This is a genomic window from Staphylococcus sp. FSL K6-0223, assembly GCF_038008285.1.
Genome location: NZ_JBBOYX010000003.1, coordinates 727,111 through 738,715 on the forward strand (window position 1 = coordinate 727,111; position 11,605 = coordinate 738,715).

General features: G+C 32.3%; 13 protein-coding genes. 5 read left to right on the forward strand and 8 right to left on the reverse strand.

Translation table 11 applies throughout. The annotated features are described in order from the left end of the window. Window positions 1-50 precede the first annotated feature (50 nt). Window positions 51-152, reverse strand: a complete 102-nt coding sequence (locus MHI13_RS20805; protein WP_016898541.1) for an SE2200 family small protein — start codon at window positions 150-152, stop codon at window positions 51-53. Between the two features lie 269 nt (window positions 153-421). Between MHI13_RS20805 and MHI13_RS20810 the strand changes: the two genes are divergently transcribed. After that, window positions 422-1,048: an FMN-dependent NADH-azoreductase gene (locus MHI13_RS20810; RefSeq protein WP_002436199.1), complete on the forward strand. Its 627-nt coding sequence runs from the start codon at window positions 422-424 to the stop codon at window positions 1,046-1,048. A gap of 103 nt (window positions 1,049-1,151) precedes the next feature. Here the strand turns inward: MHI13_RS20810 and MHI13_RS20815 are convergent, their stop codons facing one another. The 3 genes from MHI13_RS20815 to MHI13_RS20825 all read right to left on the reverse strand — a co-directional run bounded on the left by MHI13_RS20815 (window position 1,152) and on the right by MHI13_RS20825 (window position 4,624). After that, the gene (locus MHI13_RS20815) at window positions 1,152-1,997 is read right to left on the reverse strand and encodes a poly-gamma-glutamate hydrolase family protein (protein ID WP_002436206.1); all 846 of its coding nucleotides are present in this window, start codon (window positions 1,995-1,997) and stop codon (window positions 1,152-1,154) included. Window positions 1,998-2,209: 212 nt separating this feature from the next. After that, window positions 2,210-3,796: a poly-gamma-glutamate hydrolase family protein gene (locus MHI13_RS20820; protein ID WP_241497418.1), complete on the reverse strand. Its 1,587-nt coding sequence runs from the start codon at window positions 3,794-3,796 to the stop codon at window positions 2,210-2,212. Between the two features lie 372 nt (window positions 3,797-4,168). Beyond that, window positions 4,169-4,624, reverse strand: coding sequence for a MarR family winged helix-turn-helix transcriptional regulator (locus tag MHI13_RS20825; RefSeq protein WP_002436214.1), 456 nt, complete (start codon window positions 4,622-4,624; stop codon window positions 4,169-4,171). 171 nt (window positions 4,625-4,795) lie between these two features. Between MHI13_RS20825 and MHI13_RS20830 the strand changes: the two genes are divergently transcribed. Beyond that, window positions 4,796-6,436 (forward strand): alpha-keto acid decarboxylase family protein, encoded by a 1,641-nt coding sequence (locus tag MHI13_RS20830; RefSeq protein ID WP_064210760.1) that lies wholly within the window; start codon window positions 4,796-4,798, stop codon window positions 6,434-6,436. A 113-nt stretch (window positions 6,437-6,549) separates the two neighbouring features. On the opposite strand, the gene MHI13_RS20835 is transcribed toward MHI13_RS20830, so the two are convergent. Next, a complete protein-coding gene (locus MHI13_RS20835) occupies window positions 6,550-7,407 on the reverse strand; it encodes an ABC transporter substrate-binding protein (protein ID WP_064210761.1) in 858 nt (285 codons plus the stop codon). Between the two features lie 184 nt (window positions 7,408-7,591). Between MHI13_RS20835 and MHI13_RS20840 the strand changes: the two genes are divergently transcribed. From MHI13_RS20840 to MHI13_RS20850, 3 genes are all read left to right on the forward strand, one after another. After that, window positions 7,592-7,849, forward strand: coding sequence for a type II toxin-antitoxin system Phd/YefM family antitoxin (locus MHI13_RS20840; RefSeq protein WP_002436168.1), 258 nt, complete (start codon window positions 7,592-7,594; stop codon window positions 7,847-7,849). Then, entirely contained in the window at window positions 7,842-8,111 is a 270-nt protein-coding gene (locus tag MHI13_RS20845) for a Txe/YoeB family addiction module toxin (RefSeq protein ID WP_002436254.1), read from the forward strand. The genes MHI13_RS20840 and MHI13_RS20845 overlap by 8 nt, the downstream gene beginning before the upstream one ends. Window positions 8,112-8,255: 144 nt before the next feature. Then, window positions 8,256-8,621, forward strand: a complete 366-nt coding sequence (locus tag MHI13_RS20850; RefSeq protein WP_002436243.1) for a DUF4870 domain-containing protein — start codon at window positions 8,256-8,258, stop codon at window positions 8,619-8,621. 63 nt (window positions 8,622-8,684) lie between these two features. On the opposite strand, the gene MHI13_RS20855 is transcribed toward MHI13_RS20850, so the two are convergent. The 3 genes from MHI13_RS20855 to MHI13_RS20865 form a co-directional block, all read right to left on the reverse strand. Further along, window positions 8,685-9,833, reverse strand: coding sequence for a CapA family protein (locus tag MHI13_RS20855; protein WP_176605631.1), 1,149 nt, complete (start codon window positions 9,831-9,833; stop codon window positions 8,685-8,687). Window positions 9,834-10,373: 540 nt separating this feature from the next. Next, window positions 10,374-11,132 (reverse strand): alpha/beta hydrolase, encoded by a 759-nt coding sequence (locus MHI13_RS20860; RefSeq protein ID WP_002436240.1) that lies wholly within the window; start codon window positions 11,130-11,132, stop codon window positions 10,374-10,376. 113 nt (window positions 11,133-11,245) lie between these two features. Then, window positions 11,246-11,605: LPXTG cell wall anchor domain-containing protein (locus MHI13_RS20865; protein ID WP_340761934.1), on the reverse strand; the 360-nt coding region annotated here is incomplete at its 5' end.

Below are 11,605 nucleotides of genomic sequence, written 5' to 3' on the forward strand. Positions count from 1 at the left end.
GGATTTTGTCTTTTATCTTCAATATAATCACTTACTTTGATAAGTAAATTTTAGTATTCGATATTTGGTGCTTGGTTAACATGGTTTTGGTATTTTTTAAAACCATAATAAGCTGCGCCAGCTAATGCTAAAATAACTGCTAATTTTTTCATCTGTTACACTCCTTTCTAGGATGCTTAATATGAACATGTAAGCTGTTCAAATCTTTAATACTATTATACACTTTTTAAAGTTAATTTTAAAAACTTCAAATTCAGATAATATTAATTTCATGAAAATAAATTGTGTTCTTGTAGAAATAGGCACATATAGAATTATTTTATAGTCCATTAGGATGATTTTTAATTTAACATATTGTGAAATCTCCCCGACTAAGTATAATTATTATATCAACTATACAACATTTAAGGAGAACTAAAAAATGGCAAAATTATTATACATTACAGCTCATCCACTCGATGAACTCGTTTCAAATTCTATGGCAGCTGGCAAAGCTTTCATCGACGCTTATCAAGATAATCACTCAGGAGATGAAGTTAAACACATCGACTTATTTACTGAAGATATTCCTCATATTGATAAAGATGTATTAATTGGTTGGGGAAAAGCTGCAAAAGGCGAAGAACTTACTTCTGAAGAAAGTAAAAAAGTTACTCGTTTAGGAGCCATTCTTGATGAATTTTTAGAAGCTGATAAATACGTATTTGTTAGCCCAATGTGGAACTTATCATTCCCACCTGTTTTAAAAGCTTATATCGATGCAATTACAGTAGCTGGTAAAACATTTAAATACACTTCAGAAGGACCTCAAGGTTTACTCACTGATAAAAAGGTACTTCACATTCAATCTAGAGGCGGATACTATAGCGAAGGACCGACTGCAGAAATTGAATCTGGAGACCGATACTTAAGAAACATTATGACATTCCTAGGTGTACCTTCATACGAAACTGTTATTATTGAAGGTCATAACGCTGAACCTGAAAAGGCTGAAGAAATCAAATTAGCCGGCGTTGAAGAAGCAAAAGAACTAGCTAAAACTTTCTAAAATATATTAGCGAAAAATCTCAGAAAAGCACTTGCGATTCTGAGATTTTTTATTTTCTACTATTTTAATTTTTGCATTTAATATTCTTTCATATAGCCACACTTTATCTATCTTTTCCTGATTCATCAACTTGTTGTACCGCTTTATCAATGGCATCTGAAAAACGATACATCGCCGGTGACCAATTACTTCTATTATTTCTAGATTTCGCAGATAGTTTTTCATTCACAAATAAAGATTTTCTTAAAGCTGTCGTTAATTCAAGTTGCACACCTTTCCCTTTGATATCTTCATTAATGAAATTTTCTTTTAAGTCTCCACCTAAATAAGTTGGTGCGATTTTAACAACAAAATGATGTTTAACTAATTGTTTTTTAATTGCTTCTTTTAAAGGTGTATCTAATCCTCCAAGATAAATGACAGGTTTATCCCCTTTAGCACCATGTATGGAAACTGCATAATCTTTAGATTTAACCATATTTAATAATGTAGGATCATTATAATGACTTGAAGTTACATGCAAATCTTCAGCATGTTTTTTTCTTAAAACGGTAAATGAAAAATAATCATAGTGATTATCGTTAGCTATTAATTTAGTTAACTCTGTGGTACCCGCTTCAATGTTTCCTCCGTGAGGCGCAATAATTAATACATGACTTCCTACTTTTTTAACTTCTTTCTTCCAATCCACATTCCGTTTTGTATGCTTAAATAAATCAGTCATAGATTTAAAACGGTCTTTATGATGTACATCTTCTTGTGCTGATTCTGAAGGCTCAAGATTGACAGTGGATGCCTGTCCCTTATCTTCTCCTTGACCTACAATCAGTGGTACATGATGCAACTTTGAGTGATGCGTTGCAGAATGCTTATGTTCATGTGTTATAGCACAGGCGCTAGTGATTCCTATTATTAGAATGACCAAGCAAATAAGTATTGATAATTTCATTTTACTTGAGGTACTTATTGATATTCTCTTTTTCAAAATCAAACATTTCCCTTCTTACCATTTATAAAAGAAGTATTTCAAATCAATTTATTAAATTTGAACAATTTCTATTAGTTATAAATATAAAAAATAATAGGGCTATCGAAATCATCCTTTAGCCCTATTATGACAATATTGTTATATAGTTTTTGAATTAATTTACTTCTACAAAATTAATGATTTGGATAAATATTGTTGATACTCTTATATAACGCATCAACAAATGTCTGCATCAGCGGCGTCCAATTACTTTCATTAGAACGATTCTTAGTACTTGTATCACCATTATTGAAGAAAGCTTTTCTGAGTGCAGTTGTTAGTTCAAGTTGAACGCCTGTATTGTTTTCTTCTCTGTTTATAAAGTTATTTTTCTTTACTCCTCCGATACGATCAGGTGGAACCATCACTGTAAAACCACTACTTTTTAATTGTGTTCCCATTTCATCTCTTAAAGTTGAACGTGGCCCTCCTAAATAAATAATTTGATCTGTACCAGCTGCACCATGAATAGAAATTGTAGCTGTGCGATTTTTAATCATTTGGTTAAGAGTAGGATCATCATAATGCGTTGAAGTAACATGTAATTCTGTATTATTTTTAGGTCTTATAGCTTCAAAAGAGAAATAATCATAATTTCCTTTTTCCGCCAAAGCTTTCGTTGCTTCTGTCGTTCCTTGTTCAATGTTTCCTCCATGTGGCGCAACAATAAGTACTTTCGTACCATTATCTCTTGTATCTTTTTTCCAATCTACACCTTCCACCGTTTCACTCTCAAGTTGTGTCATCGATTGATACTTATCTTTTATATGTTCTTCTGGTGCAGTACCAATCATTTCTTGATTATTATCTGTTTGATTAGTGGTAGGCACGGTAGTTGCCGGTGTTGTTGTAGGCTGCTTAGTTGATGTTGATGGCTTTGTCGGTGTCGTAGTTGATTTTGTTGCTGAAGTTGTAGACTTCGCTGTTGAAGTTGTAGGTTTAGTCGTTGTCGTAGTTGATTTCTTAGTTGATGATATAGGCTTTGTCGACGTTGAAGTTGATTTTGTTGTTGATGGCTTTGTTGTAGATGTTGTAGACTTTTTAGTCGAACTTGTGCGAGTAGATGTGCTTGTATGAGTAGCGGTCGACTTACTTGGAGTTGTTGTGCGAGATGTTGTCGTTCCACTCTTACTTCCCGATGTTGATGACGACGTACGTTTCGTAGTTGTAGTAGACTTTGTTGCTTTAGTCGTAGTAGTTGATTTTTTAGATGTTGATGATGTTCTTGAAGTTGAAGTTTTAGCTGTCGGCTTAGTAGATGTAGATTTTACTGCTGATGTAGTTTTTGGCCGAGTAGTAACTGACTTAGTAGTTGTCGTTTTACCCGTAGAAGTTGTGGGTGCTTTGGATACAGTAACTGAAGTTTTACTACTCGTAGCTTGTTTAGTTGGTGCTTTCGTAACTACAGGTTTTATACTCTTAGTCGATTGTTTAGTAGGCACGACTTTCTTAGTAGTTTGAACTTTGCTTGTCTGATGAACTGGCTTAACTACCTTTGTAGATGTTACTTTCGGTTTAACTGTAGTTGTTTTAACCCTCGATTGCGTTGATGTACTTTTACCATTAGTCGTTGTTCGATGAGATTGTGAATAACTCGAGTGCGTACTAGCTTGAGCTTGATTACCCATTGCGCCTATAGTGCCTAATCCAATTAAAGCAGTGACTGCTCCCAAAGTTACTTTTCTAAATGAAAATGCACGAGTATGTCCTAATATTTTCATACCATTTCCCCTTAAAAATGAATTAATATAAAACAATAATATACCATTTTCTGTTAAAAGCAATACTTTTTTATTTAGTTGTAGTAAACATTTAAAACATACTTACCTTTTTTATTTCTTACATTATTGAAAGTTAACCTACAAATCATTGAATAACACTTATTACCTAATTAACCTAGAATTAAGTAACTAAAACAAATGAGGAGGAATCGCAATGGTATTAGGTGCTTTAGGGTTAATTGCATTACTTATTTTATTAATCCCATTAGGTTTTATTGCATTAGTTGTAAGTTTAATTAAAAAGAATAGCCAATAATCATCATTATATATATTTTGAAAATAAAGAAAGCTGAGACCGTCATTCATACAGTCTCAGCTTTTATCAGTTTCCTTTAAATGTTCTACTGTTTTAAATCCTTCACGATAATTCGCTAATTCTTCCATTATGGCATACCAGTCATTACCAACATTTTGCTTGGTCTGATGAAATAAATCATCTTGTGCTTTATTCAACTTATGAATTAACGCATCGCCTTTTTGTGTAGAATATAATTTTTTTACACGACGATCCACTTCAGACGTTTCTTCATAAATCAAACCTTCTTCTTTCAATTTACGTAACGTTCCATGAGAGCCTTGTTTAGATATTTCTAGAGTTAACAATAATTCTTTAATAGTAATGCCTGGTAATTTATTGATGAAAAATAAAAAGCGATGATGTTGACGACTCATACCATATTCTTCAATAATTTCATCTGCCGTTGTAATAAAAGTTTTGTAAGCGAAGTAAAATAACATGTGTTCATAATCATTTTTATTCATCGACATTTGTGTACTTTCCCTTCTCTTCAATATCGTCATTATAATAAAAATAATGCTATTCGTCATCAATTTCAGATTTTTTAACTTTTCAATAAAGGTCAAGTTTATTGACTTTAATTATTATAACAGATAATATTTTAGATGTAATATAAATACAATACAAAGGTGGAGTTGAATATGAAACAACGCGTAGGACAATATTTAATGGACGCAGTTTATGCAGCCGGAGTAGATAAAGTCTTTGGTGTTCCCGGGGATTTTAACCTAGCCTTTTTAGATGATATTATTTCACATGAACATATAGAATGGATTGGCAATACGAATGAATTAAACGCGAGTTATGCCACAGATGGTTATGCACGTATCAATGGTTTAGGTGCTATGGTCACTACATTTGGTGTTGGTGAACTTAGTGCAGTAAATGGCATTGCAGGTTCTTATGCCGAACGTGTACCAGTAATAGCTATCACAGGCGCACCAACTCGTGCAGTAGAAGAAGCTGGAAAGTTTGTACACCATTCACTTGGTGAAGGTACATTTGATGATTACAGAAAGATGTTCGAACCTATTACAACTGCTCAAGGTTACATCACTCCTGAAAATGCAACAACTGAAATTCCTAGATTGATCAATGCAGCAATTCAAGAGCGTCGACCAGTTCACTTACACTTACCAATTGATGTTGCATTAGCTGAAATCGAAGTTTCAGAAACATTCCAACCTGAAGACGTGCCTCATCAAGATGTTAAAAAATATATTGATATGATTGAAGATAAATTAAAATCAGCGGACCAACCACTTATTATTGCAGGACACGAAATTAATAGTTTCAACTTGCATAAAGAGTTAGAAGAGATTGTTAATCAAACAAATATTCCAGTCGCTCAATTATCACTAGGTAAAGGTGCCTTTAATGAAGAAAACCCTCATTATATTGGAGTATTTGATGGTGAAATTGCTGAAGATAAGATTAAAGATTATGTTAATAATAGTGACGCGATCTTAAATATCGGCGCGAAATTAACTGACTCAGCAACAGCTGGCTTCTCTTACGAATTCGACATTGATGATGTCGTGATGATTAATCATAAGAACTTCAAGATGAATGATACAGTTGCGAATGACGTTACATTACCTAGCTTAATACATGGTTTGAAGGATCTTCATTTTGAAAATAAAAACGACTACCTTCAATATGAAAGACCACAAAAGAATAATTATGAACTAAGTGATCAGCCATTAACTCAAGAAACATACTTCAACATGATTCAAGATTTCTTACAATTAGACGATATCTTAATCGCAGAGCAAGGGACATCTTTCTTCGGTGCATATGACTTAGCAATGCATAAAAATAATACATTTATAGGTCAACCACTTTGGGGTTCAATTGGCTATACGTTACCAGCAACATTAGGTACTCAAATTGCTGACCCTCAACGTAGAAATGTCTTACTCATTGGCGATGGTTCATTACAATTAACGGTACAATCATTATCAACAATGATACGTCAAAACTTGAAACCTGTTATCTTTGTTATCAATAATGATGGCTACACTGTTGAGAGAATGATTCATGGTATGAAAGAACCATATAATGATATACGCATGTGGGATTATAAAGCTTTACCTGCAGTATTTGGCGGAGACAATGTCGAAGTACACGATGTTAACACGTCTGAAGAATTAAAGCGTGCATTTGAAAAAATTAATGCAAATAGCGATCGTATGCACTATGTAGAAGTGAAAATGGCAGTGGAAGATGCACCAGTAAAATTAAGTGAAATTGCCAAAGCATTTGCTTCTCAAAATAAATAAATTGAGTTTCATACTCATTGTAATTGAATGAGATATAACAATGCCCTCCTATCAATGAATTGATAAGAGGGCATTTTCTTTATGCTTTATTGTTTGAGCAATTAAACGTTTTATTACTCAGTAAATTGTGTAATGTCTTCTAAAATTTGTTCTGCTGCTACTAAACCACGATGTTTAGCCCATGTTTCACGATTAACTTCATGAACACGATTGTTTTTAACAGCATCTAATTGATTCCATACATCTGACTCTTTAAAGTTATTGAAATCTTTTTGGTTATCTTCATCTACCATAACAATTAAGCGTTCTGGATTAACTTCAGCAACTTTGCTAATAGGTAATTTATGATAATCAGCACCCATATATCCAGGTAAATCATTTTCATTTTCTTTAGAAATACCAGCTTTGAAACCTACATCTTCTAATAATTGACCAACATAAGATTTAGAAGCATGAATGATTAAATCTTGATCAGTAACAACGCCGGCGATTGTAGCAACATCTTTATCTATACGTACTTTAGAACTTAAATCTTTAATTTCTTTTTCATGATTATCTAAAATTGTTTTACCTTCATCTTGTTTAGAAACAACTTTCGCAATATAATCGAATGATTCTTTGTTTTGTTTATAGTCTGCATCAAAACTTTTAACTAATACTGTAGGTGCAATTGAATTTAAATCTTCAAAGATAGATTTATGTCTATCCTCATCTGCGAAAATCACTTGTGGCTCAGCATTTTTAATGTCATCAACAATAGGTGTTTGACGATGGCCAACTGATTGATAACTACCTACATTTTTACGAGTTTCACTGTCTAAATTGTCTACATTATTATCATCTGCAATACCAGTTACATTTACGTCTAATTTCACTAATGCTTCTACAAATGAATACTCTAAAGCAACTGCAGATTCAACTGTATCAGGAACTTCAACTGTGCCAACATTTTGTTTAATTTCTTTAGTCATGCGAAACATTCCTCCAAAAATTAATGATTAGTTCTATTAAGTGCTTTTGAAAATGGTTACATATGATGTATGTCCGAATTTATCATTTTTAAACATCAATATGATTTATAGACAAAAAATATTGATGACAACAGAGCGGACGCATTGTACAATAAATTGTACAACGTTTAAAGGAGCTGTTAATATGCCTTCAGTTAATTATTCAAACGCTAGACAGAATTTCAAAGAACTTATTACTAAAGTGAACGAGGATAGTGTGGCTTACACTATTACGACAAAGGAAAATGAAAATGCAGTGATTTTAGCTGAAAAGGATTATAATGCGATGTTGGAAACGATGTACCTTCAATCCAATCTCGCTAATGTGTCTCACTTAAATCAATCAATTATGGAATTGAATCATAACCAAACAATTACAATAGAGATTGATGATAATGAGTAAGTTTAGTGTAACTTTTACAGCTCAAGCATTTAAAGATTATCAATATTGGCAACAACACAATCAAAATTATTTTAAAAAAGTGAATGCTTTACTTAAAAGTATTGCCAGAGATGGTTGTGTCGATGGTATTGGAAAACCAGAAGCATTAAAAGGAAACTACGAAGGCTATTTCAGTAGAAGAGTTTCAATAGAACACCGATTAATATACAAAATTAAGGATGATTCAATATTCGTAGTGTCTTGCAGATTTCATTATCAATAAAGTAACCGTTTCGCGTGAAACAGTTACATAATTAAAATTACTTTGAACAATATAACCCTTTATTTACTATTATTTAGTCATTTACTTTAATAATTAAAATGTATATATTTAAAGTAAATCATACAAAAAGGGGCTAAATGATATATGAAATTGGTGAATCAATCTAAAAATCCTCATGCATTTAAAGATGTTTCTGATAATGAAACTACGATTGCTATGGTCATTTGGTTATTATCATTTTTCACAACTTTCTTAGGGCCACTCATTATTTGGGTATTAAAAAGAGATGATTCTGCTTTTATCGATCAACAAGGTAAAAATTATCTTAATTACTTAATTAGTTATCTTATTTATACAATTATTGCATCCGTTTTAGTCTTTGTACTTATAGGCGTCGTCTTATTGTTCATCCTTGGTATAGCAATGATCATTTATTCAATCGTCGCAATCATATTTGTACTCAAAGGTGAAGACTATGTCGTGCCTTTTACAATAGAATTCATTAAATAATTTAAGTTACTATATAAAAACGGCGCTTAAACGTTTTGACGTTTAAGCGCACTTCTATATCTTCTATAAACTTTCATCATCTAAGAATTCTTTATCGATAACTTCTTTAGTAATGTCTTGCAATCTTTCTTTTGTCATATTTGCTCCATTAACATAATGTAAACCATGTTTCTCTGCTAATTTGTCAGTATAGTCATGTAAAGGATATATTTTAAAATCTTTTTTAGAATTCTTATCATATACATTGGCTAATTCATAATGATTGACCATACTTCTCCATTTAACGTTTTCCACTTTGACGCCTTTTGCATTTTTAACTAATTTAAAATTAAGACGACCTAATAAATCATTGCTTTCGTTACCTGTAGCTTGGCCATTTAAAAAATTACCAAGTGAATATGCAACAAGTGTTTTATTGCCATCTTTCCCTTTCACCCATTTCACCGGCTCGATTACGTGAGGATGCATTCCTAAAACTACATTTACTCCTGCATCTGCAAAGACTTTTGCATATTTTTCTTGAGTTTTATTTTCTTTATGATGACCTTCATTGCCCCAGTGAGCCGATACAATCACAGCATCACTGTGCTTTTTAGCTTCTTTAACATCCTTTTTAATTTGTGTTTCATCAAATGTATTAATTGTGTATGGATGGGAAGGTTTAATACCATTAGTGCCAAATGTATAACTTAACATTGATACTTTTATACCATTAACTGTTTTTGTTGGAATATTATCTCGAGCTTCTTGAGAGTTAAAAACACCTGTAAATAAAACTTTGTCTTTAAATTTATCCCATGTATGTATACTGTTATTGATACCCGATTCACCTTGATCCATTGCGTGATTATTAGAGCCATTTACAAAGTTAAAGCCTGTATCTACTAAGTCTTGAGCTACACTACTAGGTGTATTAAAACGCTTAAATCCATGATAAGGTCTATCATCACCACCAAGCGGAGATTCTTGGTTAACGTATGCAATATCTGCATTTTTTATATCTTTTTTAACGGGCTCATACATAGGCTTGAAATCAAAACTATTTTTACCTGTTTTCGCATCATTATAGACTTCAGGGTGAATCAAGTTATCACCTACAGCTACAACCGATGCTTCTGACTCTAGATTAGTAGCTAAGGTTAATCCACTTACACATAAAAAAGCAATAAAGAATATAACTGTAGAAATATAATATTTCAGCAATGGCGTCACTCCTAGTTAAAAAATCCAATCTTCAAAACATTTAATATATTACTCTTATTTTAAACTTAGCAAGATTGTAAAACAATATAATGTAAATTATTTTAAGTTTTCTATAAAATTTTACATTTTCTTTACATTTTAAAAGTTAGGTTTAATTGTTTGGTTTTGAATTTTTAAGATGAAAAATCTTAAATACAAATACCCCGCGTCAAATTAATCATGACACGGGGTAAATAAATTATTTTCTAGGAAATAAGATTACTACGGTTATAAACTAAATATCTTTACGTAATCATATAATCTTTTATATCAATTTCAAGAAAATAAGAGTAGCGACTGACAAAATCTTTATAGTCATACTTAATACGATATGTGTGTCTAAAGTTATACCTAAGTCATTCATTGTCTTAATACAATAAAACAATATCTTATTATAACTAGGATATTGTGTGTCTACCACAGAGTAGAATTTTCAAACTGAAAGCGCTTTGAGTTCATATAAATTTCAATATATTTAGATAATCGTTGAATTTTAATATTCAACTTTAATTATTCTACAAACCACTCAATAGCCCTTTTGATTGCCTTATCCCAAAATGCATAATTATGCTCACCCGGGCTGTCCTCGAATGTATAACTAATACCTTTTTCATCAAGCGTGCGAATAAATTCTAAATTATCTTCATATAAGAAATCCTCAGTTCCACACATAATAAGAAGTTCTGGTAATTGCGCGTTTGAAACAATTGCTTGTTCTAAAAGATGATATGTATCTAGATTTGTACCTTTAATATCACTATTCTCTCCAGTGATAGCTTTAGCAGAAAAATCTATCCACTCTAAATCTATGAGAGTTTGCGCTTGGAATACAGCAGACAATGGTGCTGCTTTGGAAAATTTATCTGGTTGGGTAAGCGCAAATTTAATCGTTCCATAACCACCCATTGAATGTCCCGCGATAAAATTATCTTCACGTTTTTTAGAGAGTGGCAAAATTTGATGTACATACTCATATATTTCTAATATATAGTCATAATAACTATGACCATAGGCCATATTAGCGTAACCACTATGATCTACATTAGGCATAATAATTGCGAGCTGATGTTCATTAGCATATCGCTCAATACTTGTGTATCTCACATAAGTTGTTTCATCACTCGACAAACCATGTAAAAGTAATAATGATTTAAGTTGTTTAGGTGAAGTGGAGCTATCAAAGTAAGTTGAGTCCTCCGGTAAGATGACTGTAAGATTTTGATGCATACCTATTGTCGGTGAACTATAATTCAATGTCATTAAAGCCATGTGCTTCACTCCTTCATTCGTGTTCAATTCTATTTTACATTTACTTTGTTTTATTTCATAGAAAAACCCGAGCACCAAAGCTCGGGTTTAAAGATTAAATAGTAAATGATGGTTTAGTATTTCTTACTTCTACGTTTGCTTCCTACTAAAAGTAATGATCCTAATGCTGCAAGAATACCTCCAAATAACGTACCATTATTTGCCACATCATAACCAGTATCTGGTAGTTCTTGCTTATGATGCTGCTCCATCACTAGATTATTATAATGATGGTTTGAATCATGATGTGATGTCATTTCATGATATTGTGTTGGTACTACTGGTACTTTATGTTCTGAACCAGAATCACAATTTGAGCCGCTGTCTGAATCTGAGTCACTATCTGAATCTGAGTCACTATCTGAGTCTGAATCGCTGTCTGAGTCTGAATCGCTGTCTGAGTCTGAGTCGCTGTCTGAGTCTGAATCGCTTTC

Bases quoted from the DNA above. Each gene is read 5' to 3' on its own strand.
- MHI13_RS20805 (WP_016898541.1), bottom strand. From the start codon at position 152: ATGAAAAAATTAGCAGTTATTTTAGCATTAGCTGGCGCAGCTTATTAT.
- MHI13_RS20810 (WP_002436199.1), top strand. From the start codon at position 422: ATGGCAAAATTATTATACATTACAGCTCATCCACTCGATGAACTCGTT.
- MHI13_RS20815 (WP_002436206.1), bottom strand. From the start codon at position 1,997: ATGAAATTATCAATACTTATTTGCTTGGTCATTCTAATAATAGGAATC.
- MHI13_RS20820 (WP_241497418.1), bottom strand. From the start codon at position 3,796: ATGAAAATATTAGGACATACTCGTGCATTTTCATTTAGAAAAGTAACT.
- MHI13_RS20825 (WP_002436214.1), bottom strand. From the start codon at position 4,624: ATGTCGATGAATAAAAATGATTATGAACACATGTTATTTTACTTCGCT.
- MHI13_RS20830 (WP_064210760.1), top strand. From the start codon at position 4,796: ATGAAACAACGCGTAGGACAATATTTAATGGACGCAGTTTATGCAGCC.
- MHI13_RS20835 (WP_064210761.1), bottom strand. From the start codon at position 7,407: ATGACTAAAGAAATTAAACAAAATGTTGGCACAGTTGAAGTTCCTGAT.
- MHI13_RS20840 (WP_002436168.1), top strand. From the start codon at position 7,592: ATGCCTTCAGTTAATTATTCAAACGCTAGACAGAATTTCAAAGAACTT.
- MHI13_RS20845 (WP_002436254.1), top strand. From the start codon at position 7,842: ATGAGTAAGTTTAGTGTAACTTTTACAGCTCAAGCATTTAAAGATTAT.
- MHI13_RS20850 (WP_002436243.1), top strand. From the start codon at position 8,256: ATGAAATTGGTGAATCAATCTAAAAATCCTCATGCATTTAAAGATGTT.
- MHI13_RS20860 (WP_002436240.1), bottom strand. From the start codon at position 11,132: ATGGCTTTAATGACATTGAATTATAGTTCACCGACAATAGGTATGCAT.